General features: G+C 65.9%; 19 protein-coding genes and 1 tRNA gene. 10 read left to right on the top strand and 10 right to left on the bottom strand.

Going from position 1 to position 25,430, the window contains the following annotated elements; translation table 11 throughout:
• Positions 1-31: 31 nt before the first annotated feature.
• Positions 32-955: a hypothetical protein gene (locus D7Y11_RS08750; protein WP_126933466.1), complete on the top strand. Its 924-nt coding sequence runs from the start codon at positions 32-34 to the stop codon at positions 953-955.
• Here the strand turns inward: D7Y11_RS08750 and D7Y11_RS08745 are convergent.
• The 5 genes from D7Y11_RS08745 to D7Y11_RS08725 form a co-directional block, all read right to left on the bottom strand.
• Positions 952-1,689: an SDR family oxidoreductase gene (locus D7Y11_RS08745; RefSeq protein ID WP_120599174.1), complete on the bottom strand. Its 738-nt coding sequence runs from the start codon at positions 1,687-1,689 to the stop codon at positions 952-954. The genes D7Y11_RS08750 and D7Y11_RS08745 overlap by 4 nt on opposite strands.
• On the bottom strand, positions 1,686-3,050 hold the full coding sequence (locus tag D7Y11_RS08740; protein ID WP_126933465.1) for an FAD-binding oxidoreductase: 1,365 nt from the start codon (positions 3,048-3,050) through the stop codon (positions 1,686-1,688). Before D7Y11_RS08740 ends, D7Y11_RS08745 begins: the two co-directional genes overlap by 4 nt.
• A gap of 13 nt (positions 3,051-3,063) precedes the next feature.
• On the bottom strand, positions 3,064-4,512 hold the full coding sequence (locus tag D7Y11_RS08735) for a UbiA family prenyltransferase (protein WP_126933464.1): 1,449 nt from the start codon (positions 4,510-4,512) through the stop codon (positions 3,064-3,066).
• A 130-nt stretch (positions 4,513-4,642) separates the two neighbouring features.
• Positions 4,643-6,025 (bottom strand): di-heme oxidoredictase family protein, encoded by a 1,383-nt coding sequence (locus tag D7Y11_RS08730; protein WP_126933463.1) that lies wholly within the window; start codon positions 6,023-6,025, stop codon positions 4,643-4,645.
• Positions 6,026-6,109: 84 nt separating this feature from the next.
• Positions 6,110-6,898: a hypothetical protein gene (locus D7Y11_RS08725; RefSeq protein WP_233605010.1), complete on the bottom strand. Its 789-nt coding sequence runs from the start codon at positions 6,896-6,898 to the stop codon at positions 6,110-6,112.
• A 322-nt stretch (positions 6,899-7,220) separates the two neighbouring features.
• On the opposite strand from D7Y11_RS08725, the gene D7Y11_RS08720 reads away from it, so the two are divergent.
• On the top strand, positions 7,221-10,217 hold the full coding sequence (locus D7Y11_RS08720) for a DEAD/DEAH box helicase (RefSeq protein WP_126933462.1): 2,997 nt from the start codon (positions 7,221-7,223) through the stop codon (positions 10,215-10,217).
• Positions 10,218-10,351: 134 nt separating this feature from the next.
• The gene (locus tag D7Y11_RS08715) at positions 10,352-11,326 is read left to right on the top strand and encodes an NADP-dependent oxidoreductase (RefSeq protein WP_199753708.1); all 975 of its coding nucleotides are present in this window, start codon (positions 10,352-10,354) and stop codon (positions 11,324-11,326) included.
• Positions 11,327-11,329: 3 nt separating this feature from the next.
• On the opposite strand, the gene D7Y11_RS08710 is transcribed toward D7Y11_RS08715, so the two are convergent.
• Entirely contained in the window at positions 11,330-11,635 is a 306-nt protein-coding gene (locus D7Y11_RS08710; RefSeq protein ID WP_126933461.1) for a hypothetical protein, read from the bottom strand.
• 178 nt (positions 11,636-11,813) lie between these two features.
• Here D7Y11_RS08710 and D7Y11_RS08705 point away from each other — a divergent pair, with 178 nt between their 5' ends.
• The 4 genes from D7Y11_RS08705 to D7Y11_RS08690 are packed head-to-tail and all read left to right on the top strand — an operon-like array spanning position 11,814 to position 17,091.
• Complete coding sequence (locus tag D7Y11_RS08705; RefSeq protein WP_126933460.1) at positions 11,814-12,944, top strand: DNA repair exonuclease; 1,131 nt, start codon at positions 11,814-11,816, stop codon at positions 12,942-12,944.
• On the top strand, positions 12,941-15,673 hold the full coding sequence (locus tag D7Y11_RS08700; RefSeq protein WP_126933459.1) for an AAA family ATPase: 2,733 nt from the start codon (positions 12,941-12,943) through the stop codon (positions 15,671-15,673). Before D7Y11_RS08705 ends, D7Y11_RS08700 begins: the two co-directional genes overlap by 4 nt.
• A 21-nt stretch (positions 15,674-15,694) precedes the next feature.
• A complete protein-coding gene (locus D7Y11_RS08695) occupies positions 15,695-16,516 on the top strand; it encodes a hypothetical protein (protein ID WP_120576164.1) in 822 nt (273 codons plus the stop codon).
• Positions 16,517-16,518: 2 nt separating this feature from the next.
• Entirely contained in the window at positions 16,519-17,091 is a 573-nt protein-coding gene (locus tag D7Y11_RS08690; RefSeq protein ID WP_120576163.1) for a hypothetical protein, read from the top strand.
• Position 17,092: 1 nt separating this feature from the next.
• Here D7Y11_RS08690 and D7Y11_RS08685 read toward each other — a convergent pair.
• Positions 17,093-17,178, bottom strand: a tRNA-Leu gene (locus D7Y11_RS08685).
• Positions 17,179-17,283: 105 nt separating this feature from the next.
• On the opposite strand from D7Y11_RS08685, the gene D7Y11_RS08680 reads away from it, so the two are divergent.
• Positions 17,284-18,450: a site-specific integrase gene (locus D7Y11_RS08680; protein WP_126933458.1), complete on the top strand. Its 1,167-nt coding sequence runs from the start codon at positions 17,284-17,286 to the stop codon at positions 18,448-18,450.
• On the opposite strand, the gene D7Y11_RS08675 is transcribed toward D7Y11_RS08680, so the two are convergent.
• The 3 genes from D7Y11_RS08675 to D7Y11_RS08665 all read right to left on the bottom strand — a co-directional run bounded on the left by D7Y11_RS08675 (position 18,434) and on the right by D7Y11_RS08665 (position 22,880).
• Complete coding sequence (locus tag D7Y11_RS08675; protein WP_126933457.1) at positions 18,434-18,958, bottom strand: hypothetical protein; 525 nt, start codon at positions 18,956-18,958, stop codon at positions 18,434-18,436. The genes D7Y11_RS08680 and D7Y11_RS08675 overlap by 17 nt on opposite strands.
• Before the next feature lie 241 nt (positions 18,959-19,199).
• Positions 19,200-19,559, bottom strand: a complete 360-nt coding sequence (locus tag D7Y11_RS08670; RefSeq protein ID WP_126933456.1) for a hypothetical protein — start codon at positions 19,557-19,559, stop codon at positions 19,200-19,202.
• 15 nt (positions 19,560-19,574) lie between these two features.
• Positions 19,575-22,880: a hypothetical protein gene (locus D7Y11_RS08665; protein WP_126933455.1), complete on the bottom strand. Its 3,306-nt coding sequence runs from the start codon at positions 22,878-22,880 to the stop codon at positions 19,575-19,577.
• 218 nt (positions 22,881-23,098) lie between these two features.
• Here D7Y11_RS08665 and D7Y11_RS08660 point away from each other — a divergent pair, with 218 nt between their 5' ends.
• Entirely contained in the window at positions 23,099-24,490 is a 1,392-nt protein-coding gene (locus D7Y11_RS08660) for an ATP-binding protein (protein ID WP_126933454.1), read from the top strand.
• Positions 24,491-24,644: 154 nt separating this feature from the next.
• A complete protein-coding gene (locus tag D7Y11_RS08655) occupies positions 24,645-25,037 on the top strand; it encodes a hypothetical protein (RefSeq protein WP_126933453.1) in 393 nt (130 codons plus the stop codon).
• Positions 25,038-25,430: the final 393 nt, after the last annotated feature.

Raw genomic sequence — 25,430 nt, 5'->3', positions numbered from 1 at the left:
GGCACGGAGTGGAAAGGGTTACGGTGCGCACATGTCGCGCGAAGAAAACAATCGCTATCTCCGCGGAGTCGCCGATAAGCAGCTCCGCAAGGTGCCCGTCCTGGGATGGCTGGGTCGCCATCCGTTCCGGAAGCTCCTGCTCATCTGGGCCGTCCTGCTGCCGCTCTGGTACGGCTTCCATGCCTTTTTCTCCAATCCCTCGCCCATCACCGGAAACGGCGAATGGCCCACCCCCAAGCCCCAGGTTCCTCCAGGGCTGAGCCAGCAGTTGCTCCCCTTCCTCATCCTCTTCTTCGTGCTCGTGGGCGGGAGCTTGGCTTGGCGGCAGTACCAGGTCCGCAAGGCGCGCAGGAGGGAAGCCGAGGCACTCCAGCACCCGGACGTGGAGGCCTGGTTCCGGCTCACGGATGAGCTCCTTCCTCCGAGCAGCCCTTTCCCCGATGTGGACGTCTTCCGGGCGCAGAGACGGGCCCTGGGGAGGATCCTCTACGGGCAGGACGTCCTGGCCCGCCACGAATTGAACGCGGTGGACTGGCGGAGCAAGGCGCCCCTGCTCCAGGCCATGGAGCGGGGCAGTGACGCGCTCCTCCAGCTGATCTGCAAGGACGACCCTGAGCAGACCCTGAGGCTCGCCCGCGAGGCCCTCGCCCTGGCCGACATCAACCCCGCCGTTCCCGGAGCCAAGCTGGGCCGCGTCTTCTACGACGTCCTCATCCACTCCGCGGAAGTCGTCACGGGCCAATCAACGCCGGAGGGCCTGCGGCTGCTGGAGCACCACCAGGAGGAGTCTCCTCTCATCGTGGTCCGCCTGCTCTGCGCCTGGGCACTCCGGGTCGCGGCCATCCAGCGGAACGACCCGGAACGCGCGGAGCGGATGCGCCAGTTCCTCCAGACGCACGCGCCCCACTGCGCCCCGCTCCACCGGCTGCCCGCGCGGGCAACAGCGGAAGCCTAGAGCTTCAGCCGCTTGAACACAGGCTCCGGGATGCTCTTGATGATGAGCATGATGAGCGCCCAGAAGCCGGGCACGTAGACCTCGTTCTTGCGCCCGTCCGCGGCCTTCAAGAGGCCGCGAGCCACCTGCTCCGGCGACGCGAAGAGCTTGTTCTTCGGCACGTGGGCCGTCATCGGCGTGTCCACGAAGCCGGGCTTCACCGTCACCACCGCCACGCCGGACTTCGCCAGCCGGTTGCGCAGGCCCTGGAGGAACACGGTCAGCGCGCCCTTGGACGCGCCGTACACGTAGTTGCTCTGCCGGCCACGGTCTCCCGCCACCGACGAAATCACCACCAGCGTGCCGGCCTTCTGCGCCTCGAAGCGGTTGGCCAGCTCCGTCAGCAGCGACGCGGCGGAGAGGAAGTTCGTGCGCAGCACCAGCTCCGCCGCCGCCCACGAGCGCTGGCTCTCCTCCTGGTCTCCCAGCACGCCATGCGCCAGCACGACCCCGTCCAGTCCGCCCAGGGCCTGCCACGCTCTCTCCACGAGGCTCGCGTGCGCTTCGCAGTCGTTCAAATCCAGCGCGCGGAACTCCACCTTCTGCGCGCCGCGCGTGGCCGCGTCCTTGGCCACCGCCTCCAGGTTCGCGGCGTTGCGGCCCACCAGGTACAGCGACGCCCCGCGCGCGGAGAGCAGCCGCACCGTGGCCTGGGCAATGGCGCTCGTGGCGCCGAGGACAATGACTTTCTTCATGGGATGGCGACCTGACGGTCTTCCAGCGAGGGCAAGGGCAAGGACACCGGGTTCACCCGGCGCCAGAAGGAGGACGAGAACGCGGGATCGACGTACGCGGAGAACTGCTCGCGCTTGGGGAAGTACGCGGCGAAGCTCTCCGGACTCATGCGCGCGTCCTTGGCCGGGTACACCGCCCCGCCCGCCTCGCGCGTCACGCGGTCCAGCGACTCCACCAGCTTCCACGTCTTCTCACCCTGGTTGGCGAAGTCCAGGGCCAGCGTGTAGCCGGGGCGCGGGAAGGACAGCCACCCGGGCGACGGCAGGTCGCCGAATGTCTTGAGCACGGACAGGAAGCTGGGCAGCCCACCCCGGGCGCTGCGCTCCAGCAGCTCCCGCAGCGCGTCGCGCGCGGTGGCGTGGGGCACCACGCACTGGAACTGGAGGAAGCCCCGGCGGCCGTAGATGCGGTTCCAGCCGTACACGCTGTCGAGCGGGTAGAAGAACGGATCGTAGTGCACGAGCCGGGGAGACGGCTTCATCCGCTCCCGGTGGTAGTACAGGAAGTTGAACGCGGACACCGACAGCCGGTTGAGGCAGAAGCCCGGCAGGTCGATGGGCACCGCGAGCCCGCTGCCATGCGACAGGTGGCTCTTCGACAGGGGCAGCCGCTCGAACTGCGTGGGCGCGAAGTTGCCCCGGTAGAACAGGCCGCGCCCCAGCTTGCGCCCGCGCGCCAGGCAGTCCACCCACGACATGGTGAAGTCGTGGTCCGCCTCGGACTCCGCGGACACGCGGATGAAGCCGTCCAGGTTCTCGAACGGGACGGTCTCCTGAATCACGAAGGGGTTGCGGATGGGCTTGAGCTGCACCTCCGCCCAGGTGACGAGCCCCGTGAGCCCCAGGCCGCCAATCGTCGCGCCGAACCAGTCCGGGTTCTCGTCGGGCGCGCACATCCGCCGGCTGCCATCCGAGCGCACCAGTTCGAAGCGGCGCACGTGCCGGCCGAACGTCCCGGCCCGGTGGTGGTTCTTGCCGTGCACGTCATTGGCGATGGCGCCGCCCACCGTGACGAACTTCGTGCCCGGCGTCACCGGCAGGAACCAGCCGCGCGGCACGGCCAGCCGCAGCAGCGTGTCCAACGACACGCCTGACTCACAGCGCACCACGCCCGTCGTCGGGTCGAAGTCGATGAGCCGGTCCAGGCCCGCGGTGAGCAGCACCGTGCCCCCGCCATTGAGGCAGGAATCGCCGTAGCTGCGGCCCAGGCCATGCGGCAGGACGGAGCCCTCCACCTGGGGCACCGCGTCCGAGCGCCACGCCAGCGCGCGCGTCCGCTGCTCCACGCGGGGGAAACGGCCCCACGAATCCGACGTGCTCATCGCCATGCTCCCGTCACGTCGCCACCCACAGCACCAGCGCGGCGGCCACGCCGACGACATAGCTGACGCGGTCCCTCAGCGCGAAGACGAGCGGGTCCTCGTTCACGAGGCCCCGGTGTGCCAGCAACCAGATGCGCCCCACCCAATACAGCATCACCGGGCACAGCAGCCACAGCCGCTCCGGGTGGGCATACAGCGCAGTGACTTCCTTGCTGGTGATGTAGAGGGCCAGCACCATCACCGACACCTGACCCGCCGCCGCGCCCAGGCTCGCGAGCTGCTCGTAGTCCTGCGCCAGGTAGCCGCGCCCGTGAGCGGACGTCTCGTTGGACTGGCGCAGCCGCCGCACCTCGCTCAGCCGCTTGAGCAGGGCCAGCGACAGGAAGAGGAAGGTGCTGAACATGAGCAGCCAGCTCGACGTGGGCACGCCCACCGCCAGCGCGCCGCCGAAGATGCGCACCGTGTAGAGGCCCGCCAGCACCAGCACGTCCAGCATCACCACCTGCTTGAGCCGCAGCGAATACGCGAGCGTGAGCACGAAGTAGGCGGCCAGCAGCGCGGAGAACGACAGGGGCAGCGTCGCCAGCGCCAGCGCCGCGGCGCCCACCAGCAGCAGCGGCGCCATCACGACGCCCGCGCGCACCGGCAGGGCCCCGGACGCGAAGGGCCGCCGCGACTTGGACGGGTGCCGCCGGTCCGACGCCAGGTCCAGCAGGTCGTTGATGATGTACACGCTGGAGGCGCAGAGGCTGAAGGCGAGGAACGCCAGCACCGCGCGCGGGGCCATGCCGCCCTGGGTGGCCTTGTGCGCCGCCAGCAGCGGCACGAAGACGAGCGCGTTCTTCGCCCACTGATGCACCCGCAGCGCCTTCACCCAGGGGCGCACCCCGCCCGGCGGGGCCTCGAAGACGCGGTGCACGGGACGGCCCAATCCCTGGGCCTGGCGCAACACGCCCGCCGGCGCATGCACCACGATGATCCGCCGGCACTCGCGCCACAGGTGCAGGTCCACCGCGTCGTTGCCCGCGTAGTCGAAGGAGCCCAGCAATTCGCGCAGCCGCTCCAGCTTCCGCGCGCCGGACAGGTTCACTCCGGCTTCACTGGCGACCACCGTGTGGAAGAGGCCCAGGTGGGCGGCCACCGCGTCGGCGATGCTCCGGTCCGCGGCCGTGGCCAGCACCAGCCGCCGCCCCCGGGCGTGCTCCTCGCGAAGGAAGGCCACCACCTCCGCGTTGTACGGCAGCGAGGTGACGTCCAGCCGCGCGCGGCGGGCCACCTCCGCCTTGAAGAAGGCCTTGCCCCGGAGCACCCACAACGGCACCAGCAGCAGCAGCCACGGCGCGTGCTTGAGCAGCACGAGCAGGTTCTCGTGCAGCGTGTCCGTGCGCACCAGCGTCCCGTCCAGGTCGACCGCGAGCGGGACGTCGGGGGCATCATCGAGAATGGGAGTCTGAGGCTGCATGAAGGGGGCGCGCAGGGTACTCCAAGGGCCCCGGGCGTCCCAATGTTCCGTGCGCCCGCCCGGGCCGAAGCCCCTCCAGGCGGCGGTCCTCCTGGCCGCCGTCCGGACGGGAGGGCGTCCCGTCCGTGCCTCAGAGCGACTTCAGGAAGGCGAGCAGCGCGGCCCGGTCCTCGCGGGGCAGCCGGACGTAGCGAGCCTGCGCGGGGGCCGCCTCCCCTCCATGCCAGAGGACAGCCTCCTCCAGGGAGCGGGCCCGGCCGTCATGCAGGAAGCGGGTGTGCCGGTTGACGGCCTCCACCAACCCGATGCCCCACAGGGGCGGCGTGCGCCACTCGCTGCCCGTGGCCAGCCCGTCCGGACGTCCGTCCGCCAGGCCCTCGCCCAGGTCGTGCAGCAGCAGGTCCGTGTAGGGGTAGATGACCTGGCGGGAGACCTCGTCGAAGCCCTCCACCGTCCCCGTCTCCTGGGGCGTGTCCACGTGGCACGCCGCGCAGCCGATGGCGCGGAAGACGGCATGGCCCCGCTGGACCTCCGGCGCCTCCCAGTCGCGCCTCTTGGGCACGGCGATGAGGCGCATGTAGATCATCAGCAGGTCCATGTCGTCCTGGGACACCTCCGGTTCACCCGGGGCGTCCCGGCCCTGCTCCTGGCGGTAGAGCGTCGTGGTGACGCCCATGTCCGCGACGAGCGCATGCGCCACCTGCTGGCGCAGCGTGGGCTGATTGGCCTTCCACCCGAAGCGGCCCAGGCGCGTCTCGCCCGTCTCCACGTCGAGCACCCGGTTGACCCGGCCGGAGATGCCGTCCTGGTCGCGGTCCTCGGGGTCGGCGCGGGCCACGATGTCGGCCTCGGGCAGCGCCTCCAGCAGGCCCAGGCCGAAGTTCACGGGCGACACGCGGGCGGAGAACAGGGCGCCGTCGCCCAGGGGGCCGTGCACCAGCCCCTGGAACTGGTAGCGCGGGCGCACCAGCGAGTACGGCTCACCGGTGGCGAAGGTGCCGCGCGTCTCCTCGAAGTCGACGCGGACGTGGCCCTCGGGGACCTGGCCCTCCACGGCGTGCGCGTCCAGCTGCATGCCGTACAGCGGGTGGGGACCGGCGCCGTCGGGCGCGCTCAGCTGGAACGCCAGCGAGACGGGCGCCTCCGTGGGGCTCGAGGGCGGCTGGCCCCGGCCGTCCTTCACGTGGCAGGTCATGCAGCCGGTGGCGCTGAAGAAGGGCCCCGCCACGGCGGCACGCAGGCGCGAGTCGCTCCAGTCGCGGTCGAAGACGCCCTTGCCCGCGTAGAAGTCCGGCCAGCGCGAGCGCGGCATGTTCATGGGCGCGCGCCCGAAGGCATTGCGGCCGGTGTCCGTCACCGTGGTGGCACCGCCTGCCTGCTCCACGTGCGGCAGGACGACGGGGGGAAGCGCGCCCAGCACCAGGGGTTCGGGGCGGCGGACGACGGCGGCCCACGCGGCGCCGATGAGCAGCGCTCCGGCGGAGATGCCAGCGAGAGACCAGGGCACGCGCATCGTCACGACTCCTCGATGGGAAGACACAGACAGACAAACACCACCGGGCGGGAACGAGGCGCCCCCACCCGGTGGAGGAACAGCTTACTTCTCCTGGCCGAAGGACTCGCCCGTGACGAGGAAGTCCGTGGCGCTGGCGTTCACGTCGATGCCGGAGAAGTGGCGGTACGGGTAGGCACCGTCGCCAATCTCCTCGATGAACTCCACCGTGTCGCCGACGACGTCCTTCCCGTCAGCGAGCTTGACGCTGAAGGTCGTGTTGGCCACGTTCAGGCGCCAGCCGCAGGCGCCGTCCATGCCCACGTTCCCGCCCGTGGCGGTGGTGCGGTAGGAGAAGAAGCCCCAGTGCCAGTAGTACCAGTCGAGGAAGGCCCACCAGCTGTAGAAGGTGATGATCATGGCCTGCGGCTGGGGGCTCGACCCAACGAGGCGGCCATTGTTGTAGACGTTCATCCGGAACGCGCCGGAGGACGAACCGGTGAAGCCCGGCTCCACGGACACCTGGCGGTCCTTCCCGGGAGTGATGCGCAGGGTGCTGACCACCTGGTCACCATCCCGCGCGGCCAGGGCGAGGCCGCCCGAGGCGCTGCCAATGCGAATCTGCGCGTCCTGCGACCAGGTGATGGCGTCGTTGAACGTGCTGGAGACGCCGTCCGTCTTGAGGCTCTTCAGCCCGTTGACCTGCACGCCCTTCTCGGTGGCGGCCAGGGACGCGTTGCCCTTGGCGCAGGTGGTGATGCCATCGAACCGCTGCACGCAATCCGCCTTGGCGGACAGCTCCGCGGACTGCGAACCTTCCGGGGACTGCGTCGGCTCACCCTGGCAACCAACCACCAGGCTCAGGAACGCAGCCGCCAGGAGGCGACTCGTCATTTTCAGGTGCATGTGTGGGACCTCGACTGTGTGGGGGACACTGTCTGCTTCACTCACAACGGACGGAGACGCTGAGGGTCCAGCAGGCGGAAGCCAAGGAAGCACCGACGCGCGTTCCGAACAGGACGCCTTGCACCTGCCACGCCACACCCCAAGATTTTTGCGCTTTCCTCGGAAGGCCTCGCTGCGGATGACACGGGTGTCGTGGCCGCTGTAGCGCCGCCAGTTACAGGAGCACGGCAGCGTGTGTCCCTCAGTGTCACAGCCACGCGCCCGGTGGCTTGCGCCAGGCCCGGCGCGGGGCTAGGGAATCGCCCCTCCTATGTCGGCGCTCGCGGAACTGCTCGAAGCCATCCGGGAGGAGTCAGGCCCGACCACGTGGTCCGCCGGACAGGCCCTGTCGCGTGCGGGGGTCGTGTCAGTGCAGTCCGTGGACGAGGAAGAGGTCGTCCTGCGGATCCGCATCCCCGGCCGCCCCACCCCGCTCACCACGACCCTCTACCCCGAGGATGAAATCTGGGAGTGCGACTGCCGGGGGAAGGTGGACCCCTGCGAGCACGTCATCGCCGCGGCCATCGTCCTGCGGCAGGCAGAAGGAAGGAAGGCCACGGCGGCGGCCTCTCCTGCCCGCCCGGGCCCTGCCGCCACGGCAACGCGTCCCGGCACCGCGCCGAAGACAGAACGGCTGGTGTACCGCTTCAAGCGCGCGGACGGAGGCCTCCAGTTGGAGCGGCTGGTGGTCCGGCCGGACAACACCGCGAGGCTGCTGGCCCGGAGCCTCGCGTCCGTGCTCCAGAACCCCGTGGAGGCCGCGCGCATCCACGTGGATCCGTGCGACCTGCTCGCGGACAAGCTGCTCGCGCAGGCGACCCGGGGCGCGCTGCCGCAGAGCAAGCTGGATGCGCTGCTGCACGTGCTGGAGAAGGCGCGCACCGTCCTCTTCGACGGCGCGCTCGTCTCCGTCTCCAACGAGCCGCTCCTCCCGCGAGTCACCGTCGAGGACCGGGGCGAGCAGACCGTGCTCAAGGTGGAGAAGGATCCGCGCATCAACGAACTGGTGAGCCCCGGCGTCGCGCTGTGCGCGGGCGCGCTCTGCCGGTTGGGAGAGTTGTCACTCACCGGCGCGCGGCTGGAGAGCCTGCCCCAGGAGCGCGTCTTCGCCCCGGAGCAGTTGGCGGACCTGACGAGCAAGGTGCTGCCGGACTTCGCCAGGCGCATGCCGGTGGACGTGAAGAGCCGGCGGCTGCCGCCCATCGACCGGACGCTCAAGCCGCGCATCTCGCTGGAGTTGGACAAGCTCGACGCGGGGCTCTCGGTGCTGCCCACGCTGGTGTACGGCTCGCCGCCCACCGCGCGCATCGACAACGGGAAGCTGGTGTACCTCCAGGGCGCCGCGCCGGTGCGCGACGAGCCCACGGAGACGAAGCTCATCCACCAGCTGAGGGACGAGCTGAACATGGCGCCGGGCCGGCGCGTGACGGTCCACGGCAAGGAGGCCGTGCAGCTCGCGGACAAGCTGCGCAAGTGGCGCGGAGGCCTCACCGGGAACGCCGCGGGAGTGGTCAGCCCGGACGTGAAGCTCAGGCCGATGCTCACGTTGGACACGGCCGCCACCGACGCGGGCGTGCCGCGAGTGGGCTTCTCGCTCGACTTCCACGTGGAGGGCCTGGGCCCTGGAGAGAAGCGCACCGTGGACGCGGGAGCGGTGATGCGGGCCTGGGAGGAAGGCCTGGGGCTGGTGCCGCTGGAGGGCGGAGGCTGGGCGCCCCTGCCCACGGGCTGGCTGAAGGCCCACGGCCAGCGAGTGACGGACCTGTTGTCGGCGAGAGAAAAGGACGGCCGTCTCGCGAACCACGCCATCCCCCAGCTCACCGGCCTGTGCGAGGCATTGGAGCACCCCGCCCCACCCGTAACGGAGCGGCTCGCGCCCCTGGTGCAAGGCTTTGAGAAACTCCCCGAGCCCCAGCTGCCCAAGGACCTCACCGCGACGCTGCGCCCGTACCAGTTGCAGGGCGTGAGCTGGCTCACCTTCCTGAGACAGGCGGGTCTGGGAGGCGTGCTGGCGGACGACATGGGTCTGGGCAAGACGCTGCAGACCATCTGCACGTTGGGCCGGGGAACGCTGGTGGTGGCGCCCACGAGCGTGCTGCCCAACTGGGAAGCGGAGGTGAAGCGCTTCCGCCCGTCGCTGAAGGTGTCTGTCTATCACGGCGTGGGGCGCACGCTGGACGAGTCCGCGGACGTGACGCTCACCACGTACGCGCTGTTGCGTCTGGACGCGGCCATCCTGGCGGCGAAGACCTGGGACACGGTGGTGCTGGACGAGGCGCAGGCCATCAAGAATCCAGACAGCCAGGTGGCGCGAGCGGCGTACGAACTGGACGCGGGCTTCCGCATCGCGCTCAGCGGCACGCCCATCGAGAACCGGCTCGAGGAGCTGTGGAGCCTGATGCACTTCACCAACCGGGGCCTGCTGGGCGGGCGCAAGGCCTTCGAGGAGCGCTGGTCCCGGCCGGTGTCTGAGAATCAAAAGGGCGCCGCGGAGGCCCTGCGCGCGCGCATCCGCCCCTTCGTGCTGCGCAGGCTCAAGCGCGACGTGGCGCCTGAGTTGCCACCGCGCACGGAGGCCGTGCGGCACGTCACCCTCACCGAGCAGGAGCGCGCCGTCTACGACGCGGTCCACGCCGCGACGCGCGAGGAGGTGGTGTCGCAGCTCGAGGAGGGCGGCAGCGTGTTGAAGGCGCTGGAGGCGCTGCTGCGGTTGAGGCAGGCGGCCTGTCATCCGGCGCTGGTGCCGGGGCAGCAGGCGAGGACGTCCTCGAAGGTGCAGGCGTTGGTGGAGGCGCTCGGCACGGCGGTGGCGGACGGGCACAAGGCGCTGGTCTTCTCGCAGTGGACGTCGATGTTGGACCTCATCGAGCCCGCGCTGAAGGAGGCGGACATCGGCTTCATCCGCCTGGACGGAAGCACGGCGAACCGGGGCGCGGTGGCGTCCTCCTTCCAGGACGAGAAGGGAGCGCCCGTGATGCTCATCTCGTTGAAGGCGGGAGCAACGGGGCTCAACCTGACGGCGGCGGACCACGTCTTCCTGGTGGATCCGTGGTGGAACCCGTCGGTGGAAGCGCAGGCGGCGGACCGGGCGCACCGAATCGGGCAGCAGCGCCCGGTGATGGTGTACCGGATGGTGTCCCAGGGGACGGTGGAGGAGAAGATCCTCCTCCTGCAGGACAAGAAGCGAGCCCTCTTCGAGGCCGCGCTCGGAGGCGCCACGGGAGGCGCCGCGCTCACGCGAGCGGACCTCATGCAGCTTTTGAACTGAGGGCATTCCGCGGCGGGGTGGAAAGCGGCAGTCCGCTCCCCCGCCGTGCCTGCGTGGGGCCAGTGACGCTGAACGTCACGCGAAGCATGCACATCGTCTCGGAGGACAAACATCAACCGAGAGGGAGTCACAGCATGCCAGCATCCATTCCCGAAAAGATGAGGGCCGCGGCGCTCGACCGCTTCGGCGGCCCGGAGGTCCTGGGCATCAAGACCCTCTCCGTTCCCACCTGTGGCGACGATGAAGTGCTCGTGCGCGTCGCGGCGGCGGGAATCGGTGCCTGGGACTGGATGGAGCGCGAGGGCCAGATGGCCGAGATGATTCCAGGCGGCCCGAAATTCCCCTACGTGCCCGGAGCCGACGGCGCGGGAGAAGTCGCAGCGGTGGGCAAGAACGTGAAGAACTTCAAGGTCGGCGACCAGGTCTACGGCTCCGCGTTCATGAGCAACAAGGGAGGCTTCTACGCGGAGTACGTCGCCGTGAAGGAAGACCAGGCGGCGAAGGTGCCCAAGGGGTTGAAGGTGGAGCAAGCGGCGGTGCTCGCCGCGGACGGACTCACGGGGCTCCTGGGCCTGGAGGAGCACCTCCAGCTCAAGTCAGGGCAGAAGCTGCTCATCTTCGGCGCCAGCGGAGGCATTGGGCACATCGCACTGCAGCTCGCGAAGAGGCTGGGAGCGAAGGTGCTCGCGGTCGCGTCCGGGCAGGACGGAGTGGAGCTGGCACGGAGGCTGGGAGCGGACGCGGTCGCGGAGGGGCATCAGGATGACTTGGAAAAGGTCTGCCGCGACTTCGCGCCAGACGGCTTCGACGCAGCGCTGGTGCTGGCCCGGGGAGACGCCGCCGAGCCCCTGCTCCGCAACATCCGCAAGGGAGGCCGCATCGCCTTCCCGAACGGCGTGGAGCCAGCGCCCAAGGGGCCGGAGGGCGTCGAAACCAAGGCCTACGACGGCATCCCCAACCCCCAGGTGATGAAGCGGCTCAATGAGTTGATCGAGGCGGGGCCGTTCCATCTGGAGATTGGCCGTCTCTACGCATTGGAGGAAGCCGCGAAGGCCCAGCAGGAGGTGCTCAAGCACCACCTGGGCAAGTACGCGATGAAGATCCAATGACGCTCAATGCGGTCCAGAGTCATCCGTGGGGGTGCTGAGCATCCGCACCGCCACGGAGCGACATTCCGAGCAGACAACCCCGGTGCGCTCCCAGTGCACCTGCGCCTCCAGTTCACCGGGGTCCGCGGAGCCTTCATCCAGGCGGCGGACGATCTCCGCGAGCGCCTCCGCGGAATTGCCCTCCAGGTCATCCGAAGGGTCGATGAGATCCTGCTCCCCTTCCAGAACCAGACTGAAGCGGTAATAGACGGCGTGCGCGGCGATGACGCGTCCGCAGGTTGCACAGGTCTTCGCTTGCGGTCCCCTCATGGCGACAAGGATAGCAGGAAGTGCACCTGTCGCAGGTTTGTCAATGCCAGTGACGTACCTCCTATGGGGAATACAGAGCGCTTCTGGCGCTCTGTAGGGTTGTCGCGTCCGTGCCCACTTGAAAGGGCGGCGCGTCAGGCACCGCGAGAAGAACCGGCACGGTCGGAAGGTGTTCCCAATGATCCGGCTGCTGCACTCCGCCGATTGGCAGATGGGCTTGCGAGCGAAACACGTAGCGGGCGCCGCCGACGCTGTTCGTGACGCGCGATTGGACGCCGCGCGCCAGCTCATCCAGACGGCCAACACCCGAGGCGTGGACGCGGTCGTGCTCGCGGGCGACATCTTCGAGGACAACACCGTCGGAGAGATTCAGGTCCATGAGGTGCTGAAGGTCCTCAAGGCCTCCCGGGCGCCGGTCTATGTCCTCCCCGGCAACCACGACCCGCTGAGCCCGGACTCCATCTACCTCCGTCAGTCGTGGAAGGGGCGTCCCGCCCATGTCCACATGCTGGATTCGGACAAGGGAGTCTCCGTCCCCGGCACCGGCGCCCTCCTCATCCCCGCACCACTGCGGCAGAAGAAGGGGCTGAAGGACCCGACCGCGGATTGGGGACCGCGCGTCGAGGGCAAAGACATCCGGATTGGCGTGGCGCACGGCTCGCTTCGCATTGAAGGCAAGCACTCCGCGGACGACTTCCCCATCGCCCTGGATGCCGTGACGCGCAGCAACCTCGACTACCTGGCGCTGGGCCACTGGCATGGCCAGTACATCCACCAGAAGCGCGCGGCCTATTCGGGGGCACACGAGGCCACCAAATTCGGCGAGGACGGCGCCGGACAAGCCCTCCTGGTGGAGATTGCCTCGCACGGAGCAATGCCCCAGTTGACGCCCATCCCCACGGGCACGCTGACCTGGAAGACGCTGGAGCTGGATTTGAGCCTGGGAGGCGGGCTGGAGCTCGCGCGGGCACGCACCGCCGCGGCGGAGTGGACAAGCCCGGAGAAGACGCTGTTGCGCCTGCGCACCCGGGGAACGTCCTCGGAAGAGGACTCGAACGCACTGAGAGCTCTCATGGACGAACTCCAGGGGCAGGGACTCCTCCACATCGAGCTCGACCGGCAGGACATCCCTCGCGCCGCGGCGGAGGGACGGCTGGCGGAGTTGGCCCCGTCCAGCGCCCTTCTCACCGACCTGCTGGAGCGCCTGAACTCGAAGGCGCCCGTGCCTGGGGTGTCCGTCACACCCGAAGGCATTCACCCCGCGGCCCGGCAGCTGCTGTCCGAGCTCGTCATGGAGGTCTGGAAATGATCATCCGGCGCCTTCGCATCCAGAACGTCCGCTGCTTCCGCAATCCCATCGAGCTGTCCGGCCTCGGGCTGGGCGTCCATGTCATCCACGCCCCCAACGAGACCGGCAAGTCCAGTCTCATCCTGGCCATCGCCCGGGCGCTCTTCGATCGCTACTCGTCCAAGGACCGGGCCATCATTCAACTCCAGCCCTGGTCGACCGAGCTGTCCCCTCGTGTCACGCTGGAGCTTGAGACCGGAGGAAAGCGCTATCGGTTGGAGAAGTCCTTCCTGGGCAACGCCTCCAGCCAGCTTAGCGAGTGGACCGGGACCCGTTTCGAGCACCTCGCCGACTCGCAAGACGCGGACGACCGCGTGCGAGGCTTCCTCACCGCCACCGGGCCGGGAAGCGGCGCCACGAAGGTCGGGCATTGGGGCGTGGCACGCCTCCTGTGGCTGAATCAGGTTCCGGAGCGACACGAACTGCCGGGCCTGGATGGCTCCCTGAAGGCGCGGCTCCTGGAGACCATGGGCGTCGCGGCCCTGAGCACCGAGGAGCAAGCCCTGATCAAGGCGGTGGAAACCACCTACGGCCAGTTCTTCACGCCGAAGACCCAGAAGCCTGTCGCGGGCAGCGAGCTCATCCAGCACGAGGAGAAGATCAGGAACCTGAAGGCGACCGTCACCAGGCTGATGCAGCGCAAGGAGGAGACCAGCCGCAACGCGGACGACATCACCGAAAACCGCCTGCAACAGACGCGGCTCTTGGAGGAGAAGGACGGCTACGCGAAGCAGCTCACCGAACTCCAGGAACGCATCCAGGAAGAGGAGCGGCAGGAGCAGGCCCTCTCCCTGTGCCGCAAGGATGTCGAGCGCCACCGACAGCGGTGGCAGGACCTGGACCAGAAGCAGCGCGCCCTGCAGGAGATGCAGGGCAAGGCGGTGAAGCAGGAAGCGCTCGTGGCCCAGAAGCAGCCGGCCGTCCAACAGGCGCAGGACGCGCTCAAGGCCGCGGAAGCCGCATCGCAAGCGGCCCGGGAGCACCTTCGGGGAGCGCAGGCCGCCGCGGACAAAGCCGAGCAGCGGCTGGAGCGAGGACGCCTGCTGGAGAAGGCCCTGGAGGTCCGCGAAGGGCACAGCCAGGCGGAGGGACACCTCAAGCAGGGACTGCGCCTGGAGGCCGCGCTTCAGGGCAGTCTCAAGAAGACCGCGGGAAGCACGCTGTCCGAAGCCAGCGTGAAGCGCGCGGAGGAGCTGGAGAAGAAGCTGCTGCTGGCCCAGAGCAAGCTGGACGCCCAGGCCATTGAAGTCTGCTTCACGGCGGAGAGCCCCCGGGTCATCGAGTGGGAGGAGCACGGGACGGCCCGCGAACACAAGCTCGCCAAGGCCGAGCAGAAGCGCTTCTCCGGTGTGACCTCGGGAGAGCTGCGCATCAAGGGCGTGGGAACCTTGAACGTCCGCACGGGCGCGGACGAGCTGGGCAAGCTTCAAGCGGATGTCGACAAGTGCCGCAAGGAACTCGCGCGCCGTCTGCACGAGCACGGCGCCAAGGACCTTGCTGGCCTGCGAAAGGCCTGGGAGGAGCAGCGGGCCGCGGCCCAGGTCCACCTCCACCATCAGGAAGCGCTCCAGTCCTTCCTGGATACGGTGGGTGTCACGGACATCGACGCATTGAGGGAGCGACAGCGAACGTTGGCGGGAGAGCTGGGGAGCCTGGCAACGCAGCTCGGCATCGCCGTCGAGGCGCTCGCGCCCCAGCAGGCAGCCGACATCGATGCGCTCTCCGAAGCGCTGAAGCAGGCTCGGCGCGAGGTGAAGCTCCGGGAGAAGATGCGGGACGAGACGGACTCGCGGTTCCGGCTGATGGACCAGCAGCACCGGACCCTCACCCTTGAACAGGAGCGCGCGGGCCAGAGCGCGAGGACCCTTCGGCAGACCCTGCAATCCCAGTTGGAAGGGATGGGCTGGTCGCTCGACGAGTTCGACACCCAGGTCGAACGCGCGGAAGCCGAGGTCCAGCGCCATGAGGCCAAGGTCCGGAAGCTGGAGGCCGCGCTGCCCGTCCCCGAACAACGCGCGACGACCCAGCGGGGCAAGCTCCAGCAGGCCCTCGGGCGCATCCAGGACGAAGAGCAGGCCACCCAGACGCGGATCACCCGCGCGGAGACGATGATCGAACAGGCGGTGAACGAGGACCTCTACACGCAACTCTGCGTAGCCGAGGAGGAACTGGAGCAGGAGCAGCAACGGTACAACCGGGCACACCAGCGAGCCGAGGCCGCCAAGGCGCTGCGGGCACTGACGACCGCCTGGCAAGAACAGGTGAGCCACTCCTTCGTGAGCCCCATCGAGGAAGCGGTCCATCACCGGCTGAAGTTCATCCGGGGGGAGGACGCACCCGGGCGCATCCAACTGGACGCCGATTTCGGGGAAGCGCAGATGCGGACCGATACCGGATCGAAACCCCTCGAGTCCTTCTCATGGGGCACCCAGGAGCAGACCCTGTTCGCGCTCCGGCTGGCCATTGGCGACCTGCTGTCCACACAGGGCCCCAGGACAGAGCCGCAGCTCGTCGTGCTGGATGATGCCCTGGTCAACACGGACGCGGGCCGGCACCGTCGGGCACTGGAGCTGATTGAATCCGCGGGAGAGAAATTGCAGGTCCTCATCCTGACCGCCTTCCCGGAGCGCTACCGGACCCTTCAGAACATGAAGTCTTTTGATTTGAAGGCCCTTGCACAGGCATCCTGAACAGACAACCTGGGAGTCGACATGCTCGCCGCGGAGCTTCACGGAAAGCTGGGAGACGGGACGAACGCCAAGGACCGGAAGGAGGACGTCCTCACATCCAATGTCTTTGGACTCCTGCGCTGCATGGAGTCCCCGGACCTGCTCGTCACCTGGCTTGGAGAGTCACGTCCCGCCGTCGATGGCGACAGCCGCCTGGTGACCGGACCCGTCCATTCAGCCGACATCCATTTCTGGCCACGTGTCCGCACCCGGGAACTGGATGTACTGGTCCTGCTGCGCGGACCGCGGGGACTGCATGTCATTGGCGTTGAATGCAAATACGAATGGGACAAGAGCAACAGGCCTGAGGATGACACTGGAGACGGTGAGAAGGACGCCGCGGGGAGCAGCGACCAGCTCGCCTATTACATGGACGCGCTCGCGGCGGATGCCCTGCCTTCCAGCCCGTACAGGCCCGAGGAGGTCCACCGTCGCAGTCTGCTCTACCTGACGGCGCACGCCACGATGCCGCGAGACGACCTGGAAGCCAGCTTGAAGGCGCGTCGCGAGCACTCCGCCATCGACCTCCATTGGTTGCCCTGGCGTGAGCTGACGCCGCTGCTGCCCAAAGACAACCGGGCCCATGGCCTGCCACGCCTGCTCGCGGAGCTCCGGCAGGTGCTCAAGCGCCGGAAGCTCGCCACCTTCACGGGCTGGACGGACACCGCGCCCCGGTGGCGCCGTCCCTCGCAGGAACAATTCTTCCGCTCCACCAGGAAGCGGACCTTCCTTGCCGGAATGACAGCCCCAAGCCTGCCGACGGACAAGACCTTCTGGCACAGCCCACCGCAGCGAGGAGCCTGAACGTGGAAGAGAATCTGGGAGAGAAGATCTACGAGGCGTCATGCTTCATCAACGACATCTACCAGCAGGTGCAGATTCTCCTCCTGGCCTGTGATGCCGCCTTCGATCGAGCCGGGCTCGTGCCCGCCAACGGAAATGAAGTCGAGCTCCACCGGGCCCGGAACCTCTACGCGGTGGAGGCCTGGAGCCAACGGGCTGTGGGCCGCGTCTACGTGCCAAGGCAGCCCGACGGAAAGGGATTGAAAGCCTTCGTCGCCGTGGAGGTTCATTTGCGCCCCCGAAGCGCGACCCACGCCCTGCTGGTGCTCGCCTACGCCGAAGCCTCCGGGGAAGCCACACCGCAAGCGCTCACCCGGCAATACCGCGACGGAGAGTGGCTGGAAGACCTGCTGGTCCAGCCTTCTCCTGGTCCGAACGAATGGCGAGGCGGGCGGGCGGAGCATCCCAGGCACCTCCCCCTCGCGGACGAGCTGAAGCTCAAGTCCTGGCCCCTGACAGACATCACGGATGAGAGTGCCCTCGAGCACCATCTCATCTCGCGACTGCGCGAATGGGCATCCCCACAATCCAGGTGAATGCACGAGCCGGGGATCGAACCCGGACGACCCTTACGAGTCAGCGGATTTTAAGTCCGCTGCGTCTGCCAGTTCCGCCACTCGTGCGCTAACAACTCCGGTACCTTACACCACCCTCCTCCGCTTTGCACCCCACCGAGGGACCGTGGTACCCACTTGGTACCCATTTTCCTCAACGAGGTGAAGCGGATCATGCCCAACTGGACCGGAACCTGGGCTGGAGGCAGAACATACCAGACGAAGGACGGCCGGAAGGCGTGGGTCATCCGGAAGATGGTGAAGGGGCACCGGTACCAGATCGCGCTCGACAGCGAGACGGAGCGCCAGGCCCTCGCGCAGTTGGCGCTCTTCGAGCAGGACCCGGCCTCGTACAAAACCCCGAGCCAACAAAGGGCGGAGGCGCGGCGTCAGGCGCAGGAGGCCGACGAGAAGGTCCGCCTTGAGGCGGAGGCTCGCCGTCGCCAGGACGAGCACGAAGCCGCGTACCTGGATGCAGCCTCCGTGGCGCGATTCCTGGAGCACATCAAGGACCGCACGCCGAAGTACAAGAAGGACACCCGCTACTACCTCTCGGCCTGGGCCGACGCGCTCCAGGGCCGTGACCTGCGCAAGGTGGAGCCCCGCGAGGTGCTGCGACTCCTCGCGCAGTGGAACACCGCCGAGCAGAAGCGGATCGCGGCCCTCAAGGCGTTCTGCTCGTTCCTGGTCAAGAAGGGGCTTCTGGACCCCGCCCAGGACCCCAGCCGCACGCTCACGGTGCCTGCGAGCCGCCCTGAGAAGGCCCTCCGCGAGAAGGGCTACACGATGGCCACGATCGAGACGCTGTACCGCGCCCTCAACGACCAGGGCTCACGGGACGTGCTCCTCCTGCATGCCAAGCTCGGACTGCACGAGTCCGAAGTCCAGCGCATCGCGGCTGGCGAGGGCAAGCTCGTCCTGGTTCCCGGCCATCCGGTCATCAGCGGCACCGTGAAGTTCGTCCACAAGTCCGGCCGCGTTCACACGCTCTCGCTCGATGCCCAGGCGCTTGCGGCGGCGCAGCGGCTTCAGACGCACGGAGCGCCGACGCCAGATCAGGTCCGCCATCGCCTACGGCTCGCGTGCGAGGCCCATGGGCTGCCCCGCGTGAAGGTCGGTGAACTCCGGCACTCGTTCGTGGCCTGGAGCCTGGAGGCGGGCGAGGCGGTCACGCTCTCGGGCAACGGCGTGCCCCTGGCGCTCGTTGCCTCCGTACTGGGGCACACGTCCACCGTCACCACGAAGAAGTTCTACGACGTGAGCAAGGTGCCCAGCATGATCAAGCTGCCCCTGAACTTGGAGCATCCTGAGGATCCCCAGGGAATCAAATCGGCAGCTTGAGGATCGCCGCGCCGAGTTCCCTTGTCTCCGGCGCCGAGTCGGGGGCAACAGGAGCCGAGGGAGTCACCTTGGTCGCCGTAGTTCGCCTCGACCTGCTGCTCGACCGTGTGTTGCCCTTCCGTGGAACGCCATCCGCAAGCAGTGCCTCGATGCTCGCCACCGTGATCATCGCGGACCGCCCGACCTTCGGTGCCCGCTCCAACCGTCCCTGCTCCAGGAGTTTGAAGACCTGTGACCTCTTGCAGCCAAGCATTGCCGACGCGCGCTCCAGCGTCACGGCCAAGGCATTCTGGGTGCCTTCCCGAGCGTGAAGGGCACGAACCGCTCGCAGGATCTCAACAAGCACCTGAAGGATGGCGGATTCCACAAGTTCGCCCCTGTAGCCATCGTCCATGACGGACACTGCAGGACGAAAGACTGGCATGGGGATGGGAACAAAGTCGGATGGTGGCTCCGGCCGGGCAAGCAAGGAACCGTGCTTAGAGATATAGCTGAAGTTCTCGTTCATGGACCTGTACTCGACCAGCCCTCATTGGGGGGATGGATAGGTTCGAAGGTGCGGAGTGCGCCAGTAGCCACCAGTTCGTCGCTACTCTGAATGTATCGAATTCGGATCGAGCCCCATCTTCCCCGCTGGTTCCTCACCCCAGAACCAGCGGGGCAACACGCCTCGCGCATCCCCACTCTGGGGAAGCACCTCATACTCAAAGAACACAAGCGGCCGCGCCGAGCGAGCACTCGTACAGAGCTTAATCGCGTTGCTCGCGCCTACTGCCTGGAAGCCTCGTCTGTGCCGTGCGCAGTTTCTTCTGGAAATCCCTCATCCCGCGCACCACCACCTGCCCCTTGGCGTTCACGGTGCGTATCGTTTCCTTATTGATGTTCTTGTACTGCCCCTTCAGCACATACTGGAAAGACACTAAATCACTCTTGAACGCCCAGTGTTTAGATCCGAAAGCAAGGAAGCTGTATTTCTCACCATCAACAATGATCACATGCTGATGCAGAGCCTTCGTGTTGCCACCCCTGCTCGGTGGACGAGATGGCTCTTTCCGAAAAGTGAGATAATCCTCAACCTCTGCATCCTTGACCTCAAGCTTTTCGTCCATTTTTTCTCCTGACCATTACAAAACCGCATCAACGCTACTCTGCTGTGGGCTCGGGGACAGATCCACATTCGTGCAATCCGGCATGATGAAGGTCGCGCCACAGAACAGGCGCATAAGTCGCACCACGTAGGCGGCCTCCTGGCTGGGCACGAAGATGAATGCAGATCTCGCCGGGTCGCGACGGATCCCGATCCGCATCGCGTCTTGGTACAGATCGCTCACTACACTCCGGGCTCGGATGGCTGCGAAATCCTCCCAGGCATTCTTGCTCTCCCACTGCCGAGGGAAGTTCTGGCCCCCATGTAGTAACAGTCCAAGGCCTACGTAGTAAGCCTCGGCGTACCGGTACGGATTCGTGAAGTACACTGCGTCGAAGTCGTCGAAGTCGTTTCGGCCACGAAGGGCGCCGAAGTGCGCAAGCACCGTGCGCTCGGGGAGGTCTCCCGCCGAGATGTGGGCCTGGATGTACGGCATGAGTTTCTTCTCCATCTCCATCGGTAGCACGACAAGGAGGCCACCCCTGCCCTCCGCACCGATGCGATCGCGGTATGGAGCGATGTTCTGCACGATGGCATCGCCAATCTCCGACTCCTGCATCCTGGCGAGCTTCGTCTTCGACATGCTCTTGGTGAGCACCACGCTCGTATTCGGGAAGAAGCCGCCCGGCATCTGCTCCAGCAAGCACTGACCGCGCAGGTGGTAGCGAGGATCGAGGCCCGCCGTCGCATCGAGGAGGACTACCTCACGTTCGCGGCCCTGAGCATCCAGGAGAGCGTCGTCCCAACCATCAGTGGGCCGGTACATCCAGAGAGTTCCCTCGCCATGCTTCTTGAACCCGTGCTCCAGGTACACGTGCATCTGCGCTTCGTCGCCGCAGAAGTCGCGCATGGTCTCCAGCGCATTCGTCAGGTGTCTCACCTCCCGATCCACGTCCACGCCCACCTCGGTTGCCTCAGGCACCTTCAAGCGGCTGAGCCTTAATAGGACCTCGAAGTCAGCCTTGGAGAGGAAGGGAGGCCGGGTATCGGCCATCCGCTCGAAGCTCACGGCCCTGCCCTCCTTCACGAACCGGAGTCGCTTGTTTGCCAGCATTACAAGGTTCGTCCGAACCCTGGCGAGCCGCTCCATGATACTGGGGAGTTGATCGAGATCGGCCTCCGCCACCTTGGCACGCTCGACCACTCCCAGGTTCTCGGCCAGGACAGTGAAGACGCTTTCCACGGTGTCGAGCGGTTCCACCTGCCAAAGAGTGCGGCCCTTCCGTCCTCCGATGCGCCTCACCGACAGCTTCGGACATCGGTAAACGAACGCGGGGAGTTCATCGAACACGACCTGCGTGTAGTCATTCGCTTCGGGCTTGAAGAGGACCTGGGTGCTGTACGCTCGGTGCGACAACAGAGGGAACGCGATCTCCGGCCAGAACGTCTTGGCGCCTCGTTCGGAGTCGCTCGTTCGGCTATTGGCTCTACAAGCCGTCATGGGACAGGTGGAGGAACACGGAGGCGTTGGCCCTGCCAAGACCTCGGCGCTGAGCCCCATAAGGCAGAGGTCCGCTCGGCCTCGGAACTTCACCACGGCCATCGGCAGGTGCAGCTCAGGCGCATCGGATTCCCAGGAGGATACCCAGGACGGCAGGTTCCAGGTGCCATCTGGTTGCTCCTCATATTGAAGTCTCTCATCAAGGACGCGAGGGTGTCGGCAGTTGACGTAGAAGGCGCTCGGATCCTGCACCCTCTCGCGCAGCTTCTCAAAGGACCAGTACCGCTTCACTTCCGCAGGCAGTAGCGCGAAGAGTTCCTGGTGTGTACGAGGAAGTTCATCAGCTCTCTCAACCACCATCTCGCCGTCCCTCGTGCACGAGAAGCCATAGGGAAAGAGGGTGTTGATGGCGTACTCGTGGCGCAGCAACTCACGGACGAAGAGGCCGACGAGGGCCGTACGGTCCCCAGCCATCCAGCGGCTCCGCGCCCGATCCTCGACGAGCGAGCGCGTCTTGCCATCTCCAGCTCGCGCGAGGACGATCTTGACCTTTGAGGCGATTGGCGCCGCCAAGGTCGCACAGGAGGAGAGGAGGGGGCTACTCACAGGTGTATAGAGCACACCTCTGGAGCTTGGGAACACGCTCCAAGGGGCTGTTTCCCCTCGGGAACCAGCGGGCCAGACAAGAGCCACCGCGCGTTGAAACGTATGCTCAACGTACCAATCGGGGTCTTCGTGCTCGGTGGCCTTCTGCCCGGCATGAAGCTCATGGACGATCACGCTTTCGGGGAGCCCTGCCTCCAACAAGGCGCAGGCGTACGCAAAGTCCGCCTTACTGCGGTCCTTCGTCTTCATTGCACGAGTCGCGGCGCGGAGATCAGCAAGAGGCTTCTCCAACGAGAGGGCAACGTACAGCATCTGTTGGTCCTCGATCGCGAGCGGAGGAGGTTCTGCCCAGCGGGCGTTATTTGGTTGCCCTCCTCGTGGTGTGGATCGCCTGGCCCCGCGCCTCGCTTGCAGCCGTGGCATGGGGGGAAGGCCCTCCAGGGCCGCCGCTACGCTCTTGAAGCTGTACCGAGAGCGGTTCAGGTCCGTGAACTCCTCGATGAAGCGAACGGGCTTGGGGCTGCCGCCCTTCCAGTTGATGGTTCCGGGCACGCGCATCATCGACGACAGATCGTGCCGGTCCAGCCCACCGAGCAGATGGCCAAGGCGCCACCAAACCGCTTTGGCCTTCGCCCGGTCGTCGGACGTCCTGAGCACATGCCGATCGAGGAGCAGGTACACATGTAGCCCCCGCCCGCTGTGAACGACCGCGTGAGGTGCAAGGCCATGTACGCCAAGCCGACGTAGCACCTCGGGGATGACCTGCTCGGGAACTTGCGCGCCGGGAACGAGCCGATCGAAATCCTTGGGGTCTATGTCAATCGCCAGGGCCGAAAGCCCCACGCAGAACTGCGCGTCCTTCGGCTGACCGGGCTCGAACACGCCCACCGACATGGCCACCTGGAGCTTCTCGTCCTCATTCCATTTGGCGATGAAGCTCCGGATGTGGGCATTGAGGCGATCGAGGAACCTGAAGCCCGGGCTCTCCCAACCCGTGCGAGCCAGCCGGTACATGCGCCCTGTCCTTGACTGCGCCATCTTCTCGCGAATCTCGGGCCTGTAGATGGACTCCGCGCCCTTCTCGGTGACGGCGAGAAGGTGGAATGCGTCCTTGTCCTGGTACAGGGCACGGATAAGTCGGAGCCCCTGCTCGAATTCGACGCGGAGCCCTCGATCAAGGACTACGGCTCTCGCGGCTTGCTCGATTGCGCTCCGACCCGGCGTGCTGGTCTCCATCTCTACCTCCGATAGATCTATATCGGATTGGATGAACCTCCCCGCAGACCATGTAACCACAGGTGAGTCACACTCTCACACCAACAATTCTGGCCAACGGGACTCCGTGATCATGCTCTTGGTGTACCAATCCTTAGGGCGTAGTACCGTCTTCTTCGTACTCTAAGGCCCCCACACCATTTGGCATTTCGCATCTTAAGCGTCTAACAAGACACCCAATGCACACGCGCAAGCCAGAACTTAAAGAACGCGAGAAACTCCTCAAGCTTGAGGAAGATCACTTCCACGACCTGAAGAGTGCCCGGATCGCGCCCGGCAAGCTTCAAGAGACCTTTGTTGCGTTTGCGAATGCGGACGGCGGCGAGCTATATGTCGGCATTGAAGACAAAAAATCCACGGGTGAGCGAATTCAGGGATTTCCTTCCCCTGAAGCAGCCAATGACGCGATCCACACTCTCTTAGAAGAGACAAAGCCCTCCGTCGAGAATGTGGAAATAGAGTTCATCGACTTTGGCAAGAAAGGGCTTGTACTCTACTTCTTCATCCCCAAGAGCCCCAAAGTCCATTACACGACTCAAGAAGAATGCTACGTCCGGATCAATGCTCGCAAAAAGAGATTGAAGGGCGAGCAGATCACGCAACTTGGATACACAAAGGGGACGTACAACTACGAAAAGCAGCCGGTAGACCAAGCCGACATTGCCGACCTCGCAGAGAGCGGGCATCTCGCATCATATCTGGAGCGCATTGAGACATCGCTTCCTCCGAAGGTCTTCCTCAAAAAACAAAAGCTCACAACCAAACAGGGCAAGGACACACACCCCAATGTCGGTTGCGTGCTCATGTTCGACGAGGAGCCACAGGCGACCTTGGATACGCGTTGCGCAATAAAGATATACAGACTTCGAACAACAGAGAAAGAATACAAGCGCGAGCAACTGGACGGCATGCCGCGAACTATTAACGGGCCGATCGAGGAGCAAATTCATAGCGCGATCAAGGCAATCGCCACTACCCTCTCAGGGGTTTCTTATCACGAAGCTGGCAAACTCGTGAAGTTGAAGTATCCAGCGGATGCGATCAAAGAGATCCTCGTGAATGCCGTCATACATAGAGACTACAGCCTAAATGACGACATCCACATAAAAATCTACGACAATAGAATTGAGATCCAGAGCCCAGGAAAGCTCCCCGGCTACATAACCCGTGAAAACATATACGACGAACGCTATTCAAGAAATCCAAATATCGTTCGGCTGCTTCACAATCTCCCCAATCCTCTGAATCACGACATTGGCGAGGGGCTCAACACTGCTCGCAACGAAATGAAAAAGGCTGGGCTCGTAGAGCCAGAAATCCACGAACTTGATAATGCTCTCGTTGTCACGATCAAGCATCAGCGCATAGCGACGCTTGAAGATACAATTCTGCAATACTTGAAATCGCATCCCGGCGGCTCTATTACAAACAAAGTTGTCCGGGAGCTGACTGGCGAGGACGACGTTAACAAGATCAAGAAGGCATTCCAGCGCCTGCGGAAGCAGGGAACTATTATGCCTGAGAATGAGAACGCGAGCCCATTCCAGTTCAAGTACAAGCTCAAGAAGTAGGAAGCAGGATCAGGTATCCCGATGTCCGTTTGGGGTGCCTCTCCTCGGCCGTGGAATGCATCCCGTGCTTCATCTTCGCTGCTGAAGCGCTCTGGTCGGAAGCTCATGCCAGGGCGCACAACTGCACCATGCACCAGCGGCAATCTTAAGGTGCATGGGCAAGAAAAGCACCAGCATGACCGACAACCAGCGCGCGGCCGTGGCGCGCGGTTGGGCCTCGTCCAGGATGGATCAGGCCAGCTACGCTCAGCTCCACGGAATCAAGCCCAGGACCTTGCGCCAGTGGATCCTGCGGTGGGCACCGACGGTGCCCACCGACGTTCGCGCACTCACCATCATCGATCAGGCCATCCGCGATCTTCAGGCACTGCGCGATGCGGTCTCAGCCAACGTGGCATGCCACCCGGCGGAACAGAACCAAGAACCTGAATATGAGGAGCCGTTGCATCCACCGAGCGCCGATCCGGCACGCCGACCGGCAACGCTCACGAACGCGGAGACCATCGTGGCCCCCCCTACTCCGAAGAAAAGAGCGTTCGAGTGGTAAGCGCGTGATCCTGCCGTTTCGCAGAAGGTTCTACATGCCGCCCACGGCAGAGCCTTCCGGATGCGCCTCGTCGCACGCGGAGCAAGGCATGGACGACCTATGCCCAGCGAGGAGGCCGACCGCGCCTACCAGGGACTCAATGGTCAGGTTCTCGCGCCCGGCCTCGATCCGTTGAAGGTACTCATCATCTTCAACCGGCCTCCCATTTTTCTCATGCACCACCACCACGTGCTCGCAATCCGGGGCAGCATGCGCGTAACCGTCCGGCCAACGATGTGCCGTGAGGGATTGCCGGGGGAGCGGTTCGCGGCGGACGCTTCCGGGCATGGCGAAGCAGGTGGAGAAGCCGGAGTGGGCGCGCATCGCGGAAGCCTTCGAGGCCAGCGGGCAGAC

It is taken from the genome of Corallococcus sp. AB018 (assembly GCF_003986945.1).
GTDB classification, from domain to species: domain Bacteria; phylum Myxococcota; class Myxococcia; order Myxococcales; family Myxococcaceae; genus Corallococcus; species Corallococcus exiguus.
This window is presented reverse-complemented; position numbering and strand designations above follow the sequence as displayed.

What these genes read in the sequence shown, in the direction of transcription:
- D7Y11_RS08670 (WP_126933456.1), bottom strand. Translation starts at nt 19,559, where the DNA reads ATGGACGAAAAGCTTGAGGTCAAGGATGCAGAGGTTGAGGATTATCTC.
- D7Y11_RS08735 (WP_126933464.1), bottom strand. Translation starts at nt 4,512, where the DNA reads ATGCAGCCTCAGACTCCCATTCTCGATGATGCCCCCGACGTCCCGCTC.
- D7Y11_RS08655 (WP_126933453.1), top strand. Translation starts at nt 24,645, where the DNA reads ATGGGCAAGAAAAGCACCAGCATGACCGACAACCAGCGCGCGGCCGTG.
- D7Y11_RS08740 (WP_126933465.1), bottom strand. Translation starts at nt 3,050, where the DNA reads ATGAGCACGTCGGATTCGTGGGGCCGTTTCCCCCGCGTGGAGCAGCGG.
- D7Y11_RS08680 (WP_126933458.1), top strand. Translation starts at nt 17,284, where the DNA reads ATGCCCAACTGGACCGGAACCTGGGCTGGAGGCAGAACATACCAGACG.
- D7Y11_RS08720 (WP_126933462.1), top strand. Translation starts at nt 7,221, where the DNA reads ATGTCGGCGCTCGCGGAACTGCTCGAAGCCATCCGGGAGGAGTCAGGC.
- D7Y11_RS08745 (WP_120599174.1), bottom strand. Translation starts at nt 1,689, where the DNA reads ATGAAGAAAGTCATTGTCCTCGGCGCCACGAGCGCCATTGCCCAGGCC.
- D7Y11_RS08675 (WP_126933457.1), bottom strand. Translation starts at nt 18,958, where the DNA reads ATGAACGAGAACTTCAGCTATATCTCTAAGCACGGTTCCTTGCTTGCC.
- D7Y11_RS08710 (WP_126933461.1), bottom strand. Translation starts at nt 11,635, where the DNA reads ATGAGGGGACCGCAAGCGAAGACCTGTGCAACCTGCGGACGCGTCATC.
- D7Y11_RS08700 (WP_126933459.1), top strand. Translation starts at nt 12,941, where the DNA reads ATGATCATCCGGCGCCTTCGCATCCAGAACGTCCGCTGCTTCCGCAAT.
- D7Y11_RS08665 (WP_126933455.1), bottom strand. Translation starts at nt 22,880, where the DNA reads ATGGAGACCAGCACGCCGGGTCGGAGCGCAATCGAGCAAGCCGCGAGA.
- D7Y11_RS08750 (WP_126933466.1), top strand. Translation starts at nt 32, where the DNA reads ATGTCGCGCGAAGAAAACAATCGCTATCTCCGCGGAGTCGCCGATAAG.
- D7Y11_RS08725 (WP_233605010.1), bottom strand. Translation starts at nt 6,898, where the DNA reads ATGACGAGTCGCCTCCTGGCGGCTGCGTTCCTGAGCCTGGTGGTTGGT.
- D7Y11_RS08715 (WP_199753708.1), top strand. Translation starts at nt 10,352, where the DNA reads ATGCCAGCATCCATTCCCGAAAAGATGAGGGCCGCGGCGCTCGACCGC.
- D7Y11_RS08695 (WP_120576164.1), top strand. Translation starts at nt 15,695, where the DNA reads ATGCTCGCCGCGGAGCTTCACGGAAAGCTGGGAGACGGGACGAACGCC.
- D7Y11_RS08705 (WP_126933460.1), top strand. Translation starts at nt 11,814, where the DNA reads ATGATCCGGCTGCTGCACTCCGCCGATTGGCAGATGGGCTTGCGAGCG.
- D7Y11_RS08660 (WP_126933454.1), top strand. Translation starts at nt 23,099, where the DNA reads ATGCACACGCGCAAGCCAGAACTTAAAGAACGCGAGAAACTCCTCAAG.
- D7Y11_RS08730 (WP_126933463.1), bottom strand. Translation starts at nt 6,025, where the DNA reads ATGCGCGTGCCCTGGTCTCTCGCTGGCATCTCCGCCGGAGCGCTGCTC.